Origin of the sequence: Arthrobacter sp. FW306-07-I (genome assembly GCF_021800405.1) — a bacterium.
GTDB lineage: Bacteria > Actinomycetota > Actinomycetes > Actinomycetales > Micrococcaceae > Arthrobacter.
Map to the genome: position 1 here is coordinate 2786784 of NZ_CP084550.1, position 18716 is coordinate 2805499.

An 18716-nucleotide genomic window follows, 5' to 3' on the forward strand; every position below is an offset into this window, starting at 1 on the left:
CTGGATTAGTGACGATCGAGGGCAGCACCGGCAGGAGTAGCGGCGCAAGGGACCGGGAGTGGGCGGACCAGGCCATCCGCACCATCAAAGCGGAGAACAACCGCTCCGCGGATACACACCTTTATGCAGTACCGCTCCCGGAGCACTGGGGCATCCAGCTGTACCTCAAGGACGAGTCGACACACCGTTCCGGCAGCCTCAAGCACCGCCTGGCAAGGTCCCTCTTCCTGTTCGGGCTGGTCAATGGCTGGATCCGGCAGGACACCACCATCGTCGAGGCTTCCAGCGGCAGCACTGCGGTATCGGAAGCGTATTTTGCCCAGCTGCTGGGACTTCCCTTCATCGCCGTCATGGCCCGCACCACCAGCCAGGAAAAGATCGCCCTGATTGAGCAATTCGGCGGCTCCTGCCTCCTGGTGGAGAACGCCTCGGACGTGTATGCCGTGGCAGAAGACGTAGCCGCCACCTGCAACGGGCATTACATGGACCAATTCACCTACGCAGAGCGGGCCACGGACTGGCGCGGGAATAACAACATCGCCGAATCCATCTTCGGCCAGCTCAGCCTTGAGCCGCACCCCGTCCCCGACTGGGTAGTGGTGGGCGCCGGCACGGGCGGGACCAGCGCCACCATCGGCCGGTACCTGCGCTACCACTCATATCCCACCAAGCTGCTGGTGGTGGACCCCGAAAACTCCGCGTTCTACCCCGGCTGGCTGGGTGAGGCAGATGGACAGCCCGCCAGCGTTCCCTCGCGGATCGAAGGAATTGGGCGGACCCGGATGGAGCCGAGCTTCATCCCCACGGTTATAGACAGGATGGTCCGGGTGCCGGATGCGGCGTCGGTTGCCGCGATGCGCCACCTGCACCATTACGCGGGCCTGCATGCCGGCCCGTCTACGGGCACCAACCTCTGGGGCGTCTGGGAAACAGTCGCGCAGCTTCTGTCCGAAGGCCGGCGGGGCAGCGTCGTTTCGTTGATGTGCGACGGCGGCGACCGCTATGCGGGCACGCACTGGAACCAGGAGTGGCTGGCTTCCCAGGGGCTGGATCCGGCACCCTACGAAGCGGCAATCGCGCGCTTCCTGGACACCGGGGAGTGGACCGGGGCGGTGGCCTAGACTTCCACTGACTCGCGCGGGGCCAGGTGCCGGTATTCCGTGCCGTACTTGGCGCCAATCCGCTTCACGTGCCCTTCGACGATGCCCAGGCCGTTCTCATTGAGCAGCCCGTCGTGGATCTGGAACGCCCGCGGCGCCCGCACGCCGATCACGAAGTCCACCACCTCCGCGGACTTGCTCCACGGTGCGTGCAACGGGACCAGGAGGGTCTGGACGTCGATGCCGTCCGGGATGATGAACGAGTCGCCCGGGTGGTACACGTTGCCGTCCACCAGGAAGCCGATGTTCGCCACCAAGGGAATTTGGGGGTGGATGAGGGCGTGCTGTCCCCCGAAGCTGCGGATGTCAAAGCCGGCAGCCTGGAACGACGCCCCCGGTTCCACGGTGTGGATCCGGTCCGCTGCCTCCGGGGCTTCCCCGCGCAGCTGGCCGGCGACGCCCGCTGGGGCAAACAGCGCCAGCTCTTTATCCTTTTCCAGGGCTTCCACCACGGCCTTGGTGTCAAGGTGGTCTGCATGTTCGTGCGTCACCAGGACGGCCTGGGCCCCCGCCAGCGCTTCTGCCGATTCGGAAAAGGTGCCCGGATCGAGGACCAGGACCCTGCCTTCCTTCTCAAGACGGACACAGGCATGGGTGTACTTGGTCAGCTTCATAGCGCCAGCCTAGGTTCCGTTCCTGAAGGCTGTCCACGAACCCTGCCGGCGAAATCCGGCTGCCAGGCACCGACTGGTAATCTTGATGTCTGCCTCCCACGGAAGAGAGTTCGTCCATGCCGATCGGCGTCAAGGCTGATTCCGCCGCCCCATCCCCGGCAGGAGGCGGCAAGGAACAGCGCGTCACCAAACAGCGGAAGGCCGTCAGCGCGGCCCTGGACGATCTCGATGACTTTGTCAGCACGCAGGAGCTTTACCGGATCCTGCAGAACCAGGGCGTCTCCGTTTCGCTCGCCACTGCCTACCGGATCCTGCAGTCACTGGCCGACGAAGGCCTGGTGGACGTGCTGCGCAACGGCGACGGCGAGGCGGTGTACCGGCGCTGCGCCGTGACCGGCCACCACCATCACCTGCTGTGCAGGAACTGCGGAAAGGCAGTGGAGGTGGAAGCACCCGCGGTGGAAACGTGGGCGGTGCGCATGGCGGCCGAACACGGGTTCACCGAGGTGGACCACACCGTGGAAATTTTCGGCCTTTGCCCCGACTGCACCGCCCTTAAGGCTGCCGGGAAACTGTAAGGACCCGGCCGTTGATCCCCCGGGCGTCGCGCACGGAACCGATGATGCGGCACACCACATAAATCAGGAACGACAACGTGGTGACGTAGGGGCTGATCGGGATCCGTCCCCCCAGGGCCAGCAGGATGCCGCCCACGGTTGCCGTCACGGCGAAGACCACGCTCAGGACCACCACCGCTGCCGGCGACGACGTTACCCGCAGCGCCGCGGCTGCGGGCGTTATCAGCAGGGCAAGCACCAGCAGGGCCCCCACCACCTGGATGGACAGGGCCACGCTGACGCCCAGCACAATCATGAACACGATTCCCAGCGTTCGGACGGGCACTCCCCTGGCCTCGGCGAGCTCCGGGTCAACGCTGGCGAAGTTCAGCGGACGCCACACGGCCACCAGCACAAGCACAACCACGACGGCGGTCCCCGCCAGGGCCTGCAGCTGGACGGTGTCCACGGAGACGATCTGGCCGGTCAGCAGGCCGAACTTGTTTGCCGCACGGCCCTGGTACAGGGAAAGGAACAGGATGCCAAGTCCCAGGCCGAAGGGCATGATGACGCCGATGATGGAGTTCTTATCCCTGGCCCGGACCCCCATCAGGCCCAGCAGCAGGGCGGCCGCCACCGAGCCTATGAGCGAGCCAAACACCACGTCCGCCCCAACCAGCAGGGCAAAGGCGGCACCTGCGAAGGAAAGTTCGGAGATGCCGTGGACCGCGAAGGCAAGGTCCCGTTTCATGACGAATGTTCCCACCAGCCCGCCGAGGAGGCCCAGGATGGCGCCTGCCCAGATTGAGTTCTGGACCAGGACCAGCAGTTCGCCATAGTTGTCGAAGTTGAAGATGGCGCCCAGGATGCTGTCGGCGTCCATCAGGCCACCTCCCCTGCCAGCGCGTCCGCCTCGTGGTGGTGATGCGTGGTGGCATCCGGCAGGCCGACGACGACGATCCTGCCGTTGGCATGGATCACCTCCACGTGGCTGCCATAGAGGTCTGAGAGCACTTCGGTGGTCATGACCTCTTCCGGCGCCCCCACGCGGAAGCGTCCCCCCGCCAGGTACAGGACCCGGTCCACGTAGTCGATGATCGGGTTGATTTCATGGGTCACGAAGACGACGGCGGTGTCGTGTTCCCGGCTCTGTTGGTGGATCAGGGCGCTGACGGCCTGCTGGTGGTGGAGGTCAAGGGACAGCAGCGGTTCGTCGCAGAGCAGCACCTTTGGGTCCGTGGCCAGTGCCTGCGCCACCCGGAGCCGCTGCTGCTCTCCGCCTGAGAGCTGGCCAACCGGGACTTTGGCGTAGTCGGAGGCTCCCACCAGTTCCAGCAACTGGTCCACCCTGCGGTTGGTCTTGCGGGCTGAAAGCCGGATCCCAAACTTGTGGCCGTCCACGCCCAGGGCCACCAAATCACGGGCGCGCATGGGGGTGTCCGGCGCGAACGACTTCTGCTGGGGAATGTAGCCGATCAGGCTGCTGCCCCGTTCCACCGGGCGGCCGCCCAAGGTTGCCTGTCCGGACTGCAGCTTCTGCAGGCCCAGCAGGACCTTGAGGAAACTTGTCTTGCCGCTGCCGTTGGGGCCCAGCACGGCGAAAAACTCCCCGGGCCTGATGTCCAGGTCCAGGTCCTCCCAAAGGGTGCGCTGACCAAACGCGAGGCACGCCCCTTTGAGGCTTACGACGGATTTCACCTAGTTTGTCTCCAGAACCTTGCTGATGTTGTTCACATTGTCCGTCATCCACTGCAGGTAGGTCTTGCCTTCAGGCAGGGTCTCGGTGAAGTCGACCACCGGAACACCAGCGGATTCGGCTGCCTTCTTGAGTGCCTCCGTCTGCGGGCCTTCCGTTTGGGCGTTGTAGGCCAGGAGGCGTACGGACTTCGAGCCAACCAGGTCCGTGGCCTCCTTCAGAACCGCGGGAGGAACGTCGCTGCCCTCCTCGATGGCAGCGGTGTATTGCTCAGGCGTGGCGTTGACCAGGCCGGCCTCCTCCAAAAGGTAGAGCGGGACTGGCTCCGTGACTGCTACGCGGCTGCCCGGCGTAGCCGCCTTCATGGCGTCCACCTTGGAGTGAAGCTGTGACAGGGAGGACTTGAAGGAGTCCGCGTTGGCGGTGAAGGAGGCGGCCGAGGCCGGATCCAGCGACGCCAGCTTGCCCGCAATGGCATCGGCCACGCGCTCCATGGCCGGCAGGCTGTACCACACGTGCTCGTTCAGGCCGCCGTGGTCGTGTCCGCTGTGTGCGCCGGACTCCTCCGCGGGTTTTGCCGACGGGCCGGCCGTGGCATCCTCCGGGTGGGCAAGCCCGGAAATTTCGACGGCGGTCAGCACGCCTGCACTGTCGATCCTGCTGCCCTCCACCAAGGTATGGATGAAGTCGTCGTAGCCGCCGCCATTTTCGATGACCAGCTGGGACTTGGACACGGCCAGCCGGTCCTGGGCGGTCGCCTCGTACGAGTGCGGATCCTGCCCGGCGTTGTTGATGATCGAGGTGACCTTGACCTTGTCACCACCGATGGTCCGGGCAATGTCGCCGTAAACGTTCGTTGATGCCACCACGTTGATACCCTGCTCCGCATCCGGGGCCTGCGACGGTTGGCCGTTACATGCACTGAGCAGGAGACCGACGCCTGTCAGGGCGGCAAGGAAGGAGCTGGCAGTGGCTGTACGGCGCACGAAAAACCTCAGTTCACACAGGAAGGGAAGGCGACAGACACAAGCCTATACCCAAATGCGAATGATTCCTATTTAGGTTTCACGGGGACTGGTTGGGCCGGGGCGCCCCTGCCTGCCCGAGGGGCGCCACGGTAGGTCAGCCTCCGTTCGGCTGCCCCAGTCGGCGAATGCCGGTGGCCTGGGTTGCATCCCGGATCTCACCGACAAGCTGTTCAATCACGTCCTCAAGGAAGAGGACGCCCCTTGTGTTGCCATCAGGGCCGATCACGCGGGCAAGGTGCGACCCGGTGCGCTGCATGACGGACATGGCTTTTTCGATCTCGTCACCCAGGGAAAGGTTGGCGAGCGAGCGGATGCGGCTTTCGGCAATCGGCAGTTCGTAACCTGATTCCGGAATGGACAGCACGTCCTTCACGTGGAGGTAGCCGTAAAGCATGTCCTCGTCATCCAGCATCGGGAACCTGGAGAAACCCGTACGGCTGACGGCTTTTTCGAACTCCACCGGGGTGGTGGAAGCCGGCAGCATGACGAGCTTTTCAAGCGGCACCATGATGTCCTGCGCCGTATGTTCGGAGAACTCGAGCGCGCCGGTGATGAGCCCGGCGTCGTCGTCCACCAAACCGTGGCGCGTGGACTCCTGCACGATCGACTGCACCTCCTCCAGTGTGAAGGAGGACGTCACCTCATCCTTGGGTTCCACCCGCATCAGCTTCAGGATGTGGTTGGCCGACCAGTTAAGGACTGAAATCACGGGGTGGACCAGGCGCGAGATGAACAGCAGCGGCGGAGCCAGGAACAGGGCTGCCTTGTCCGCCACGGACACGGAGATGTTCTTGGGCACCATCTCGCCGAACGTCACGTGCAGGAACGTCACCAGCATCAGGGCCACTGCGAAGGCAGCGACATCAGCCACTTCCGACGGCAGGCCCACCGTCTCGATGGGAACAGCAAGAAGGTGGTGAATGGCCGGCTCGGCCACCAGCAGGATCAGCAGCGAGCAGACGGTGATTCCCAACTGCGCGCAGGCCAGCATCAGGGAGACATTCTCCATGGCGCGCAGGGTGGTCTGGGCCCGCTTGGACCCGGTGTCTGCCAACGGCTCAATCTGGCTGCGGCGGGCTGACATGATTGCGAATTCAGCAGCCACGAAAAAAGCGTTGCCCAGCAGGAGGAAGCACAGCCAGAGTATTCCGGCCCAGTCGCTCATGGCTTGCTCCTGTCATTGGCATCCTGCGCAGCCGCTTCTGCTGCTGCCGGGTGGAAGCAGATGCGGTCGATCCGGCGGCCGTCCATCCTGGTGACGCTCAGTGTTCCGCCGTTGACGGCCACTGTGTCGCCCACGACGGCGATCCTGCCCAGCTTGCTCATGACATAGCCGCCCACGGTTTCGTAGGCCGCTTCGTCGGGAACACTCAACCCCGGGATCTGTTCGGACAGTTCGTCGGGCCGGAGGAGCCCCGGGAAATACCAGTCGCCGGAGGCGCTTTGCAGGAGTCCCGGGCGGACCTTGTCGTGCTCGTCCGCCACCTCCCCCACGATCTCTTCCACCAGGTCCTCCAGGGTGGCGATGCCTGCGGTTCCGCCATATTCATCCAGAACCACGGCCAACTGCAGGTTTCCTTCCCGCAGTTCTGCCAGCAGCGCATCCAGGTGGATGGTCTCCGGCACGCGCAGCACCTCGGTCATGATGGCGCCGGCTTCGAGGTTTTGGCGGCGTTCCCACGGAACGGCAACGGCTTTCTTGATGTGCACCAGGCCGCGGATGTCATCGGCCGAGTCACCGATGACGGGGAACCGCGAGTACCCGGTCCTGCGTGCCGCATCCACCACATCGGACACCGGCTGGTCGGCGTCGATCGTCTCCAGCCGGATGCGCGGGGTCATCACGTCGGCTGCTGTCCGCGACGAGAAATTCAAGGTGCGGGCAATGAAGTTGGCGGTCCCGGCATCGAGCGTTCCCATAGCCGCGGACCGGCGAACCAGGGAAGCAAGCTCCGCCGGCGTCCGTGCTCCCGAAATTTCCTCTTTGGCTTCCAGCCCGAAGATGTGCAGGATCCTGTTGGAAAAGCCGTTGAGGACCAGGATGGCCGGCTTGAAGATCGCGGTGAAAACCAGCTGCGGCCCCGCCAGGGCGCGGCCCACGGGGAAGGCCAGCGCGATCGCCATGTTTTTCGGCACCAGCTCACCCAGGAGCATGGACAGCAGCGTCGCCAGGACCATCGCCAGGATGAGCGAGACGGACTCGACCGCCACGGAGGGAAGCCCGACGGCGGCCAGCGGCGCCTTAAGGAGGCGGCCTACTGACGGTTCCATGACGTAACCGGTGAGCAGTGTGGTCAAGGTGATTCCGAGCTGGCAACTGGACAACTGGGTCGACAGGGACTTGAGGCAGGTGAGCAGGGGCACTGCCCCCGTGTCGCCGTCGTCAATTGCCCGCTGGACAGTGGGCTGGTCCAGGGCGATGAGGGAGAATTCGACGGCAACAAAGAATCCGGTGCCGGCGATCAGCAGCAAGCCTGCTGCAAGGAGAAGCCACTCCATTCAGCATCCCGCCTGACGTGCGGAAAATGCCTCAAGCGTGCTCAATGGGAAGGTCGGGAAGCTGTTTCGTCCCGGCGGAGGATGGTCGGCAGATACCGATGCCTGGTCCGTGCGGGTTGCGGCAAGCTGGGCCGTTGGCTGGTGATGGGCGCGTTGTCGGGGTTTGCCGGCTCTGTGGGCGGACTGCGCGGCGCTTCTCTTCATGCTCCGCTGACAGCGCCCAGGCCGGCACCTAGATTTACTGTCCATAAGAATTTCAGTCTACAGGAGCACCCCTTGCCGCAAGGCCCGGCCGGACGGCGGAAAACGCCCTGTTCCGGCGGCCGGAAGGAGGCGAAGTCCTGGCCCGGGGACGTGGCGGCGACACCGGATAGCCGCCATATTTCGGCCCCCTTCCGCCACATCATGATTTGGGTCACCCTTATTGGCAGTTAACACGGAAAGCTCACTAGACTTGCAAAGGTCCGGGTTCAGAGGACAGAGACTGGTTCGAACGTAGTGCTGAAGCACCGGGGGGCCAAAGAGAAATCAAACTCATGGAAGAGGCGTATTTCAAGTGCCAGAGCAGCCAAGCCACCGTCTACCAGAGGAATTTGGCGGAAACGAGTGGCTCGTTGACGAACTGTACGAGCAGTACCAACAGGACAAGAATGCAGTGGACGCCAAGTGGTGGCCCCTGTTTGAATCCTTCGACTCGGGCAACGGTTCATCTTCCAACGGAAATTCCGCGCACGCCGTCAACCCTCCCACCCGGGAACTCCCTGTCGTAAAAACGGCTCCCGCAGCACCGGCACCGTCGCCGGCAGCTGCCCCTGCCACTCCCCCGGCCGCACCGGCCGCCGCTGCCCCTGCAGCAGCCCCCGCGCCCGTCAAGAAGGCCCCCGCAACCGAAGCGCGCGATGGCGGCAAGAAGACCGAAGCCGGCACCGGCTCGCAGCCCATCCCGGCCCAGCTGCCCAAGAACGTTAAGGCCCCCACGGCTCCCGAGGAAGACGTCGTCTCCGTCCTCCGCGGCCCGGCCAAGGCGATCGCCACCAACATGGTGACCAGCCTCCAGGTGCCCACCGCCACCAGCGTCCGCGCCATTCCCGCCAAGCTGCTCATCGACAACCGCGTGGTCATCAACTCCAACCTGGCCCGTGCCCGCGGCGGCAAGGTGTCCTTCACCCACCTCATCGGCTACGCCGTGATCCGGGCCCTGTCCCAGTTCCCGTCGATGAACGTGTACTACGACGAGGTGGACGGCAAGCCTGTCGCGGTCCAGCCGGCCCACGTCAACTTCGGCATCGCCATCGACATGCCCAAGCCTGACGGCACCCGCCTGCTCATGGTCCCGAACATCAAGAAGGCCGAGACCCTCAACTTCGCCGAGTTCTGGCACACCTACGAGGACCTCATCAAGCGCGCCCGCAACGGCAAGCTCACCGCTGAGGACCACCAGGGCACCACCGTGTCCCTGACCAACCCCGGCGGCATCGGCACCGTGCACTCGGTACCGCGTCTTTCCAAGGGCCAGGCGGCCATCATCGGCGTCGGCGCCCTCGACTACCCCGCCGAGTTCCAGGGCGCCAGCGAGAAGATCATCGCCCAGAACGCCATCAGCAAGGTCCTCACCCTGACCTCGACCTACGACCACCGGGTCATCCAGGGCGCCGGCAGCGGCGAGTTCCTGAAGCTGGTCCACCAGCTCCTGCTCGGCGCGCAGAACTTCTACGACGAGATCTTCGAAGCCCTGCGCATCCCCTACGAGCCTGTCCGCTGGAGCCCCGACCTGCAGGTCGACCCCGCTGACGAGATCAACAAGGTGGCCCGGATCCAGCAGCTGATCCACTCCTTCCGCGTGCGCGGCCACCTGATGGCCGACACCGATCCGCTGGAATACGTGCAGCGCAAGCACCCGGACCTTGACGTCCTCACCTACGGCCTGACCCTCTGGGACCTGGACCGCGAATGGCCCACCGGCGGTTTCGGCGGCAAGCCGATGCTGAAGTTCCGCGACATCCTGGGGGTCCTGCGCGATGCCTACTGCCGCACCACCGGCATCGAATACATGCACATCCAGGAACCTGCCGAGCGCAAGTGGTTCCAGGACCAACTGGAGCACCCCTACTCCAAGCCCAGCCGGGAAGAGCAGCTGCGGATCGTCTCCAAGCTGAACGCTGCCGAGGCCTTTGAGACGTTCCTGCAGACCAAGTTCGTGGGCCAGAAGCGCTTCTCCCTTGAGGGCGGCGAGTCCCTGATCCCGCTGTTGGACGCGATCATGTCCGATGCAGCCGACGACGGCCTGGACGAGGTCGCCATCGGTATGGCCCACCGCGGCCGCCTCAACGTCCTGACCAACATTGCCGGCAAGACGTACGCCCAGGTCTTCCGCGAATTCGAGGGCACGCAGGACCCCCGCTCCGTCCAGGGCTCCGGCGACGTCAAGTACCACCTGGGCACCGAAGGCACGTTCACCTCGGACAACGGCAAGGAAACCAAGGTCTACCTCGCCGCCAACCCGTCGCACCTGGAAGCCGTGGACTCCGTCCTTGAGGGCATCGTTCGGGCCAAGCAGGACCGGCTGGACCAGGGCGAATCATTCCCCGTCCTGCCCATCATGGTGCACGGTGACGCAGCCTTCGCCGGACAGGGTGTTGTGGCCGAAACCCTCAACCTGTCCCAGCTCCGCGGCTACCGCACCGGCGGCACCATCCACATCGTGGTCAACAACCAGGTGGGCTTCACCACCGCCCCGTCGTCCTCGCGTTCGTCCACGTACTCCACGGACGTTGCCAAGATGATCCAGGCACCGGTATTCCACGTGAACGGCGACGACCCCGAGGCCGTTGTCCGCATCGGCCAGCTTGCCTACGAGTTCCGGCAGCGCTTCCACAAGGACGTTGTCATCGACATGGTCTGCTACCGCCGCCGGGGCCACAACGAGGGTGACGACCCCTCGATGACCCAGCCGCTGATGTACAACCTGATCGAAGCCAAGCGCTCCGTCCGCAAGCTGTACACCGAGTCGCTCATTGGCCGCGGGGACATCACCGAGGAAGAAGCCGAGCAGCTGCTCCGCGACTACCAGGAACGGCTGGAGCGGGTCTTCGCCGAGACCCACGCCGCCCAGACCTCACCGATTCCGATCGTCACCGCGGATTCCGCCGCCGTGTCCGACATCGAACGGCCCAAGGCCCAGCAGTCCGATTCCAGCGTAAACGCGCCGGCCTCCACGGCCATCAGCGCCGAGACCCTGGCCCGGATCGGCAAGGCCCACGTCGAGATCCCCGAGGGCTTCACCGTCCACCCCAAGCTGAAGCAGCTGCTCGAAAAGCGCGAGCAGATGTCCCGCCAGGGCGGCATCGACTGGGGCTTCGGCGAGATCGCGGCCTTCGGGTCCCTGATCATGGAAGGCGTCCCCGTGCGCCTGGCCGGCCAGGACTCCCGCCGCGGAACGTTCGTCCAGCGCCATGCCGTATTCCACGACCGCGCCAACGGCAAGGAATGGCTGCCCCTGGGCAACCTCTCTGATGACCAGGCCAAGCTGTGGATCTACGACTCCCTGCTGTCCGAATATGCGGCCATGGGCTTCGAGTACGGCTACTCCGTGGAGCGTCCGGATGCCCTGGTCCTCTGGGAGGCCCAGTTCGGTGACTTCGTCAACGGTGCACAGACCATCATCGACGAGTTCATCTCCTCCGCAGAGCAGAAGTGGGGACAGCGCTCCTCGCTGGTCCTGATGCTGCCGCACGGCTACGAAGGCCAGGGCCCGGACCACTCCTCGGCAAGGATCGAGCGCTTCCTGCAGCTGTGCGCGGAGGACAACATGATCGTGGCCAACCCAACCACGGCCGCCTCGCACTTCCACCTGCTGCGCCGGCAGGCTTACAGCCGCCCACGGAAGCCCTTGATCATCTTCACGCCGAAGCAGCTGCTGCGCCTGAAGGCCGCCGCCTCGTCGGTGGAGGACTTCACCAACGGCACGTTCCGCCCGGTGATCGGTGAGCATGAGCAGCTGCCGGCCACCGCCGTCGAGCGCGTCCTCCTGGTTTCCGGCCGCCTGTACTACGATCTCCTGTCCACCCGGCAGAAGACCGGCGACCAGACCACTGCCATCGTCCGCGTGGAGCAGCTGTACCCGCTGCCGCACCAGGAGATCGCTGCGGAACTCGCCAAGTACCCGAACGCCGAGGTGGTGTGGGCCCAGGACGAGCCTGCAAACCAGGGACCATGGCCATTCATCGGCCTGAACCTGCCGGAGATTCTCGACCGCCGCGTCCGCCTGGTGTCCCGGCCGGCCTCTGCCTCCACGGCCGCCGGTTCCATGAAGCGCCACGCTGCGGAACAGGATGCGCTCCTGAAGCAGGCATTTGACAGGAAGTAAGCAGTAAGGCTGCCCGGCCGGACGTCGAAATACCAGACTCCGGCCGGGCAGTTCTGTTTAATGGATGGACAGCGCCGCCTTCAACCTCCGCAGCCGCGGCGGCGACGGCGGCAGATGCCGTCCGAAGTAGACCCGTACCGAAGTAAAGAGGAACGCGTGGAAGACAGGAAGCTGCGGATCGCAGCTGTAGGAGATGAACTGCTGGCCGGACTGGGCGATCCCCGTGCGCTTGGCTGGCTGGGCCGGGTGTTGGCCCGCACTCCCCAGGACGGCATGCTGCTGGAAAGCTACGCGCTCCCCTGCCCCCAGGAAGGCACTGAGGGGCTGGCGGCGCGGTGGCTGGACGAAGCAGGCCGCCGCTTCAGCGCCCAAGCGGAGAATCGGCTCGTTATAGGCCTGTCCGGACGCGATATCGAGTTTGGCCTGTCCACGGCACGGAGCAGGCTGAACCTGGCCAACATCCTGGACTCGGCTTCCCAGAACCGGATCGAGGTTTTCGTGGTGGGACCGCCCCCCACTCTCGATCCGGCCCAGAACCGGCGCCTTGACGAGCTGAACACCGCCTTTGCGGATGTCACCACCCGCCGCAAGCACCTCTACGTCGACACCTTCTCACCCCTCCTGAACCACGAACAGTGGCGCCAGGACCTGGCCGCCAACGGCGGCACACCCGGTCAGGCCGGATATGGCCTCATGGCGTGGCTGGTTCTGCACCGCGGCTGGTTCCAGTGGCTGGGCCTGGAAGCACCGCAGTAGGCTTCGAGATATATCTTGACCCGGTCCGCCTGCGGCGATAAGTTGTAGTGGCAACGCGATATATCGTCTTTTGGAGGGACCGTGGCTGAGGAAACCTGGACTGTCGAGAGCCCGCAGACCATCGTCGTAGGAGACGTGGCGTCCCTGAAGCTGGGGATGGTACGCGGCAGCTTCCGCGTCGTGGCGCATGCCGAACCTGTGGTCCGGATTGAGGTGTCCGAGGTCCACGGCGACCCCGTCGCCGTCTCCCTCAGTGGCGGCAGGCTGGAGGTCCGGCACCAGCTGCACGGCGCGCAGGGGTGGTTCAAGAACCTCATGGAGACGGTCAATCACAACAGCGGGAATTCCGCCGTCATCACCGTTGCCGTTCCTGGCGGCACAGAGGTCGAAGCGGGAACTGTCAGCGGCGACGGCCTGGTCTCCGGCACCTCCGCCCACGTCCGCCTCAACACCGTCTCCGGCACGGTGGCAGCAGAGGGCACGTCCGGCGAACTCCAGGTCAACACCATCAGCGGAAACGTGGCTGTCCGGGACCACCGCGGCGTACTCACCGCCAAAAGCGTCTCCGGTGAGGTTACTGCGTCCGGCCACTTCACCAATGTGCGCACCAACACGGTCAGCGGCCACCTCAGCTTCGACCTGCTCGATTTCACCCGGGATTTCGGCTCCAACTCGGTTTCCGGGGACCTCACCATCCGCCTGCCCCATGACGTAGGCGTGGACATTGTGGCCAAGTCGGCCGGCGGTGCGGTGGTTCTGGACGGACAGCAGTGCCTCCTGGCCAACGGCAAGGTGGAGACCATCGCCGGGCCGGATGGCCAATTGATGCTGGTGCGGACCAACTCGGTGTCGGGCAAGACCTCCATCTTCCACGCTCCGGCATCCGTTGACGGCGGCGAAACGGAACGCTGATGCCGCCCGTCTTCGCACACGGTGCGTTGCGCCTCTACCTCCTGGCCCTGCTCGAGAGCGGGCCCAAACACGGATACCAACTCATCAAGGCGCTCCGGGACCGGTTTGGCGGGACCTATGCACCCAGCGCCGGGACCATCTACCCGAGGCTGGGCAAGCTCGAGGAGGACGGCCTGGTGTCCACTGAGCAGGCCGGGCGCCGCACCAACTACCACATCACCCCCGCGGGCCTCGCAGAGCTGGACCGGCGCCGGGATGACCTGGCGGGCGTGGAGAACGGCATTGCAGCCTCGGTGCAACGGCGTGACGTGGAGTTGATGCTGCAGCATTTCGGTGACGACCTCCGTGCAGAACTGCGCCGGTACGCCCTGCGCGAGCCCATAGGCCCGGTGACCCTGGAAACTGTCCGTACTGTCCTGGAAGACGCCCGGGCAGCCATCCGCAGCACCCTGCGGCATTAGGGCATGACCTGCAGGCACTGCCGCAGGTCATTCGCCGTTTCCCGGTTCGCGGGGCGCCACATCATGTGGGAGACTGGAGGGCAGCTCTTTTGAGTACCAACAGTAAGGAGGCCAGCTATGAGCAAGCGTGCACGCAAGCGTCGTGACCGTAAGCGTGGCGGCGCGAACCACGGGAAGCGCCCCAACACCTAGGCAAATGCCAGGAACACGGTTCAAGCGAAGGACCCCGCAAGCCATTCGGCTTACGGGGTCCTTTGCTGTCTGCGGCCCTGATCCGGAGGCCGGCGCTTTATGCCTATGCCTCCACGGGACGGATCGCGTGGATCCTGTCCAGGATGGCGTTCTTCAGGTTATCCGGAGCGGACTCCTTGCACGAGCGCTTGACCATGTTGCGGATGACGCACTCGAGGTCGTACTGCTGGGTGCACTCAGGGCACTCATCCAGGTGGTTCTTGATCTCGGTCAAGTCCTCGCGGGTCAGCGCCCCGTCAAGGTATTCGTAGATGCGTTGCATCCGGGTGTCGTCGCAGTCGCCCAATCCCTGGCAATCGCTCATTTCCTGTTCTCCTGTGCTTTGCTTCCTGCCGCTTCCGACGTATCCACGGCTGTTTTGAATCCCCGCTCGGCGGCGTATTCCGCGAGCATGTCCCGCAACATTCGCCGACCGCGGTGGAGCCGGGACATCACGGTGCCGATGGGCGTGTTCATGATGTCTGAGATTTCCTTGTAGGCGAAGCCCTCCACGTCAGCGAAATAGACCGCCAGGCGGAATTCCTCAGGGATATCCTGCAGCGCCCGCTTTACGTCCGAGTCCGGGAGGTGGTCCAATGCCTCGGCCTCGGCGGACCGCAGTCCGCTCGAGGTGTGCGACTCCGCCCGCGCCAGCTGCCAGTCCTCAATGCTGTCCGAGTTGGACTGCAAGGGCTCACGCTGCCGCTTGCGGTACAGGTTGATGTACGTGTTGGTGAGGATCCGGTACAGCCACGCCTTCAGGTTGGTTCCCGGCTTGTACTGGTGGAACGCCGAGAAGGCCTTGGTGTAGGCCTCCTGGACCAGGTCCTCCGCGTCCGACGGGTTCCGTGCCATGCGCATCGCAGCCGAATACAGCTGGTCCACGTACTGCATGGCGTCCCGCTCGAAGCGAAGGCGGCGCTGCTCCATGGTCTCCGCGGAGACATCCAGTTCGGTACTGTCATTTGCGTCGGCGTCGGCGGCCCGGGAACCAGGACCATCCTGACCGGACGGGAGGGGCGCGGCTCCCGCCTTGCCGTTCACTTCGGCAGGGGTGGCCTCATACATGGCCGCGGCGGCCGGATCCAAGGTGCTCATTGCCTTCAAGTCTACTGTCCGGCTTCCCGCCCGGGGCATGCCGTACTCCAGCGGCTCCGCGGCAAGAGTATCCAATGCCACCGGCCCCGCCGGTCTGGTTTCGTCCAACACCTTCCCCAAGGCCCAACTCCGCTCTGTATCGGGTGAATGATCGCCTGGGTCCCTGTCACGGACCCGACATCGATAACCGCCCTCAGCGGGCAAATATTCCCCAAAAGTGCAAGACTAGGACCGACTCCGCCGCTTGCCGCGGCTCGTCCATCCAGGAGGAAATTCATGTCCTTTGTCCGCACGCTCGCCCGGCCCATGCTTGCCTCCAGTTTCGTTCTTGCCGGACTGGATAAGCTCAAGAACTCCGACGACACCGCCCAGCAGCTCTCGCCGCTCCTGCGTAAGGCGGCGGCTTCGCTCCCCTTCCAGGCGAGCGAGAAGACGCTGGCGCGCGTCATCGGCGGAACCCAGGTGGGAGCAGGCGTCCTGTTCGGCCTTGGCAAGTTCTCCAGGCTTTCAGCCGGCCTCCTGACGGTGATTTCGCTGCTTAACACCTTTGTTGAGTGGCGCAGTGCGGATATCAGCAGCAAGGAAGGGCGGGAAAACCGCCGGAACCAGCTGCTCAAGAACCTCTCGCTGAGCGGCGGCGCGCTGCTGGCCTCGGTGGACACAGCGGGCAAGCCGGGCCTGGCCTGGCGTGCCGAACACCTGGCCGCCGATGCCCGCAGGAATGCCTCGCACCTTGCTGCCGACGCGCGCCGGACCACCACCAAGAAGCTGAACAAGGCGGACAAAGCCGTACGCCGCGCCGTACACGCCACGGGAGCATAAGCACGAATGACCGCAACAGCTGCCACCCGGGACGGGTCCGGAACACCTGTCGAGCACTGGGCCGCACCCTTTGCGTCCCGGCCCGTCGATGCCACCGTGACGGTTCCGGGATCAAAGTCCCTGACCAACAGGTACTTGGTCCTGGCCGCCTTGGCGGACGGCCCGTCCCGGCTGCGCGCACCCCTGCACTCCAGGGATTCGGCACTGATGGTCGATGCGCTCCGGCAGCTGGGCGCCACTATCACGGAAGTGCCGGGGGACGGCGACTTTGGCCCTGACCTGGAAGTGGTTCCGCTGCCGGCAGCGGCTGAGGCGTCCCCGACCAGGATCGACTGCGGGCTGGCGGGCACGGTCATGCGGTTCGTTCCACCGCTGGCGGCGCTCCGCAACGGAACCAGCGTCTTCGACGGCGACCCGCACGCCCGGAAGCGCCCCATGGGAACCATCATCGAGGCGCTTAAGGCCCTCGGTGTGGCCGTTGCCTCCGAAGACGGCTCCGCTCCGTCGTCGCTCCCGTTCGTGGTGGAAGGCAAGGGCGCGGTGCGGGGCGGCCATCTGGTGATCGACGCCAGCGCGTCGTCCCAGTTCGTCTCCGCCCTCCTCCTGGTGGGGGCGAGGTTCGACGAGGGCCTGCACCTGGAGCACGTGGGAAAGCCGGTGCCGAGCCTGGACCACATCAACATGACCGTGGCTGTCCTGCGCGGCGCCGGCGTGTCCGTGGACGACTCCGTTCCCAACCACTGGGTGGTGGCACCCGGGCCAATCCGTGCCTTCGACCAGCGGATCGAACAGGACCTTTCCAACGCCGGACCGTTCCTGGCGGCCGCCCTGGCCTCGAAGGGAACAGTTCGGATTCCCAACTGGCCGGCGGATACCCAGCAGGTGGGAGACCTGTGGCGCGAGATTCTCGTGAAAATGGGCGCACACGTCACCCTGTCCGACGGCGTCCTGACTGTCACCGGCGGCCCGGAGATCAAGGGCGGCGACTTCGCGGACACCAGCGAGCTTGCCCCCACCGTCGCAGCCCTGTGCGCGCTGGCCACGGGCCCATCCCGGCTCACCGGGATCGCCCACCTGCGCGGACACGAGACGGACAGGCTCGCTGCATTGGTGGCGGAAATCAACCGGCTCGGCGGGGACGCAGAGGAAACCAGCGACGGCCTGGTGATCCGGCCCGCCGCGCTGCACGCCGGCGTCGTCCGCAGCTACGCGGACCATCGAATGGCCACCGCAGGCGCCATCCTGGGCCTGGCAGTGGAGGGCGTACAGGTGGAGGACATCGCCACCACCGCCAAAACCATGCCCGATTTCCCCCAGCTGTGGACAGGCATGCTGGCCCAGGACGCCGCTGCGGCATCCGGACCGGAGGAGCCCAGCGGTGGCACGGCGCACTGACTCCTGGGACGAGTCCGACGTCCGTATCAGGCCCAACAAGAAGGGCTCCAGGCCCCGCACCAAGGACCGTCCCAGCCACGACGATGCGGTCACCGGACGGATCATCACGGTGGACCGGGGGCGGTACACCGCAGTCGTGGGTGAGGACTCGAACAACGAACGCGTGGTCATTGCGGCACGCGCCCGCGAACTTCGCCGCTCGCCGGTGGTTGCCGGCGACTTCGTCTCGCTCGTGGGGGACGTCTCCGGGGCACCGGACACGCTGGCGCGCCTGGTGAAGATCCAGGACCGCAAAACGCTCCTGCGGCGCAGCGCCGACGACACGGATCCAATCGAACGTGCCGTGGTGGCCAACGCGGACCAGCTGGTGATCGTGGTGGCGGCCGCCAATCCGGAGCCGCGGACCGGATTCATCGACCGTGCCTTGGTGGCTGCGTACGACGCCGGTATCGAGCCGATCCTGCTGGTCACCAAGGCCGACGTCAAGGATCCAGCGGAACTGCTGTCCAACTACACCCACCTGGATTTCCCGGTGATCATCAGCCGAACCGCTGACGCCCAGGCCTCCGGGATCGACGCGCGCTCCGACGACGGCCTCTCGGCCCGGCTGGACAGCACCGCGGTGGCAGCCCTCCGCGCCCACCTGGGCGGCAAGGTCACCGTCATGCTCGGGCACTCAGGCGTGGGCAAGTCCACCATGGTGAACGCGCTTACTGGGGCCGAGCGGGCCACCGGCGGAGTGAACGCCGTGACGGGACGGGGCCGGCACACGTCGTCCTCTGCCCTGGCGCTGCGCCTCGCGGACGCTCCGGCCGGCAGCTGGATCATTGATACTCCGGGCATCCGGTCCTTCGGCCTCGCCCACGTGGACCCCGACCGGATCCTGCGCTCCTTCCCCGACCTCTCCCCCGGCATCGAGAACTGCGAACGGGGCTGCAAGCACACGGCAATTGCAGTGAACTGCGGCCTCGACGACTGGGTGGCGGGCGGACACGCAGGTCCCACCGGTCCCGCCCGGTTGGCGTCGCTGCGGCGGCTGCTCGGCACGGATCCAAGGTTGGAAGCACAGGAAACCAAGGAGCTCGGCAGCGTCAACTGACGCGTTCTCCCCGGCAGAAGCG

The 18716-nt window shown here is 65.4% G+C and carries 18 protein-coding genes; 10 read left to right on the top strand and 8 right to left on the bottom strand.

The features are described 5' to 3' along the window. Nucleotides 1–8: 8 nt before the first annotated feature. Nucleotides 9–1121 carry a PLP-dependent cysteine synthase family protein gene (locus LFT46_RS12890; RefSeq protein ID WP_272910797.1) on the top strand — a complete coding sequence of 371 codons (1113 nt, stop codon included), beginning with the start codon at nt 9–11 and terminating at the stop codon, nt 1119–1121. Here LFT46_RS12890 and LFT46_RS12895 read toward each other — a convergent pair. Further along, nucleotides 1118–1774, bottom strand: a complete 657-nt coding sequence (locus tag LFT46_RS12895; RefSeq protein ID WP_236820006.1) for an MBL fold metallo-hydrolase — start codon at nt 1772–1774, stop codon at nt 1118–1120. The two genes, LFT46_RS12890 and LFT46_RS12895, sit on opposite strands and share 4 nt — an antisense overlap. Before the next feature lie 116 nt (nt 1775–1890). Here LFT46_RS12895 and LFT46_RS12900 point away from each other — a divergent pair, with 116 nt between their 5' ends. Continuing rightward, the gene (locus LFT46_RS12900) at nt 1891–2352 is read left to right on the top strand and encodes a Fur family transcriptional regulator (RefSeq protein WP_236798820.1); all 462 of its coding nucleotides are present in this window, start codon (nt 1891–1893) and stop codon (nt 2350–2352) included. Here the strand turns inward: LFT46_RS12900 and LFT46_RS12905 are convergent. The 5 genes from LFT46_RS12905 to LFT46_RS12925 all read right to left on the bottom strand — a co-directional run bounded on the left by LFT46_RS12905 (nt 2330) and on the right by LFT46_RS12925 (nt 7554). Next, nucleotides 2330–3214: a metal ABC transporter permease gene (locus LFT46_RS12905; protein ID WP_236798821.1), complete on the bottom strand. Its 885-nt coding sequence runs from the start codon at nt 3212–3214 to the stop codon at nt 2330–2332. The genes LFT46_RS12900 and LFT46_RS12905 overlap by 23 nt on opposite strands. Continuing rightward, nucleotides 3214–4029: a metal ABC transporter ATP-binding protein gene (locus LFT46_RS12910; protein ID WP_236820008.1), complete on the bottom strand. Its 816-nt coding sequence runs from the start codon at nt 4027–4029 to the stop codon at nt 3214–3216. The genes LFT46_RS12905 and LFT46_RS12910 overlap by 1 nt, the downstream gene beginning before the upstream one ends. After that, a complete protein-coding gene (locus tag LFT46_RS12915) occupies nt 4030–5013 on the bottom strand; it encodes a metal ABC transporter solute-binding protein, Zn/Mn family (RefSeq protein ID WP_236820010.1) in 984 nt (327 codons plus the stop codon). Nucleotides 5014–5149: 136 nt separating this feature from the next. Further along, nucleotides 5150–6220, bottom strand: a complete 1071-nt coding sequence (locus LFT46_RS12920; RefSeq protein ID WP_236820018.1) for a hemolysin family protein — start codon at nt 6218–6220, stop codon at nt 5150–5152. Then, complete coding sequence (locus tag LFT46_RS12925) at nt 6217–7554, bottom strand: hemolysin family protein (RefSeq protein WP_236820020.1); 1338 nt, start codon at nt 7552–7554, stop codon at nt 6217–6219. Before LFT46_RS12925 ends, LFT46_RS12920 begins: the two co-directional genes overlap by 4 nt. Before the next feature lie 556 nt (nt 7555–8110). On the opposite strand from LFT46_RS12925, the gene LFT46_RS12930 reads away from it, so the two are divergent. The 5 genes from LFT46_RS12930 to LFT46_RS21355 all read left to right on the top strand — a co-directional run bounded on the left by LFT46_RS12930 (nt 8111) and on the right by LFT46_RS21355 (nt 14241). Next, nucleotides 8111–11920, top strand: a complete 3810-nt coding sequence (locus tag LFT46_RS12930) for a multifunctional oxoglutarate decarboxylase/oxoglutarate dehydrogenase thiamine pyrophosphate-binding subunit/dihydrolipoyllysine-residue succinyltransferase subunit (RefSeq protein ID WP_236820022.1) — start codon at nt 8111–8113, stop codon at nt 11918–11920. Nucleotides 11921–12076: 156 nt separating this feature from the next. Continuing rightward, nucleotides 12077–12676, top strand: a complete 600-nt coding sequence (locus tag LFT46_RS12935) for a GDSL-type esterase/lipase family protein (RefSeq protein WP_236798827.1) — start codon at nt 12077–12079, stop codon at nt 12674–12676. An 81-nt stretch (nt 12677–12757) separates the two neighbouring features. Then, entirely contained in the window at nt 12758–13588 is an 831-nt protein-coding gene (locus LFT46_RS12940) for a DUF4097 family beta strand repeat-containing protein (RefSeq protein WP_236820024.1), read from the top strand. Continuing rightward, entirely contained in the window at nt 13588–14049 is a 462-nt protein-coding gene (locus tag LFT46_RS12945; protein WP_236820026.1) for a PadR family transcriptional regulator, read from the top strand. The genes LFT46_RS12940 and LFT46_RS12945 overlap by 1 nt, the downstream gene beginning before the upstream one ends. A gap of 117 nt (nt 14050–14166) precedes the next feature. Further along, a complete protein-coding gene (locus tag LFT46_RS21355; RefSeq protein WP_369299106.1) occupies nt 14167–14241 on the top strand; it encodes a 50S ribosomal protein bL37 in 75 nt (24 codons plus the stop codon). A 103-nt stretch (nt 14242–14344) separates the two neighbouring features. Here the strand turns inward: LFT46_RS21355 and rsrA are convergent, their stop codons facing one another. Both rsrA and LFT46_RS12955 read right to left on the bottom strand, forming a co-directional pair. Further along, nucleotides 14345–14605, bottom strand: coding sequence for a mycothiol system anti-sigma-R factor (gene rsrA, locus LFT46_RS12950; RefSeq protein ID WP_236798840.1), 261 nt, complete (start codon nt 14603–14605; stop codon nt 14345–14347). Further along, a complete protein-coding gene (locus LFT46_RS12955) occupies nt 14602–15459 on the bottom strand; it encodes a sigma-70 family RNA polymerase sigma factor (protein ID WP_373462123.1) in 858 nt (285 codons plus the stop codon). Before LFT46_RS12955 ends, rsrA begins: the two co-directional genes overlap by 4 nt. Before the next feature lie 195 nt (nt 15460–15654). Between LFT46_RS12955 and LFT46_RS12960 the strand changes: the two genes are divergently transcribed. The 3 genes from LFT46_RS12960 to rsgA are packed head-to-tail and all read left to right on the top strand — an operon-like array spanning nt 15655 to nt 18694. Beyond that, nucleotides 15655–16200, top strand: a complete 546-nt coding sequence (locus LFT46_RS12960; RefSeq protein ID WP_236798841.1) for a DoxX family protein — start codon at nt 15655–15657, stop codon at nt 16198–16200. 6 nt (nt 16201–16206) lie between these two features. Beyond that, on the top strand, nt 16207–17595 hold the full coding sequence (gene aroA, locus LFT46_RS12965; RefSeq protein WP_236820028.1) for a 3-phosphoshikimate 1-carboxyvinyltransferase: 1389 nt from the start codon (nt 16207–16209) through the stop codon (nt 17593–17595). After that, nucleotides 17579–18694 carry a ribosome small subunit-dependent GTPase A gene (rsgA, locus tag LFT46_RS12970; protein ID WP_236798843.1) on the top strand — a complete coding sequence of 372 codons (1116 nt, stop codon included), beginning with the start codon at nt 17579–17581 and terminating at the stop codon, nt 18692–18694. The genes aroA and rsgA overlap by 17 nt, the downstream gene beginning before the upstream one ends. Nucleotides 18695–18716 lie beyond the last annotated feature (22 nt).

Excerpts from the sequence above, each read along its gene's own strand:
- LFT46_RS12895 (WP_236820006.1), bottom strand. The coding sequence starts at position 1,774 with ATGAAGCTGACCAAGTACACCCATGCCTGTGTCCGTCTTGAGAAGGAA.
- LFT46_RS12900 (WP_236798820.1), top strand. The coding sequence starts at position 1,891 with ATGCCGATCGGCGTCAAGGCTGATTCCGCCGCCCCATCCCCGGCAGGA.
- LFT46_RS12905 (WP_236798821.1), bottom strand. The coding sequence starts at position 3,214 with ATGGACGCCGACAGCATCCTGGGCGCCATCTTCAACTTCGACAACTAT.
- LFT46_RS12920 (WP_236820018.1), bottom strand. The coding sequence starts at position 6,220 with ATGAGCGACTGGGCCGGAATACTCTGGCTGTGCTTCCTCCTGCTGGGC.
- LFT46_RS12925 (WP_236820020.1), bottom strand. The coding sequence starts at position 7,554 with ATGGAGTGGCTTCTCCTTGCAGCAGGCTTGCTGCTGATCGCCGGCACC.
- LFT46_RS12945 (WP_236820026.1), top strand. The coding sequence starts at position 13,588 with ATGCCGCCCGTCTTCGCACACGGTGCGTTGCGCCTCTACCTCCTGGCC.
- rsrA (WP_236798840.1), bottom strand. The coding sequence starts at position 14,605 with ATGAGCGATTGCCAGGGATTGGGCGACTGCGACGACACCCGGATGCAA.
- LFT46_RS12960 (WP_236798841.1), top strand. The coding sequence starts at position 15,655 with ATGTCCTTTGTCCGCACGCTCGCCCGGCCCATGCTTGCCTCCAGTTTC.
- aroA (WP_236820028.1), top strand. The coding sequence starts at position 16,207 with ATGACCGCAACAGCTGCCACCCGGGACGGGTCCGGAACACCTGTCGAG.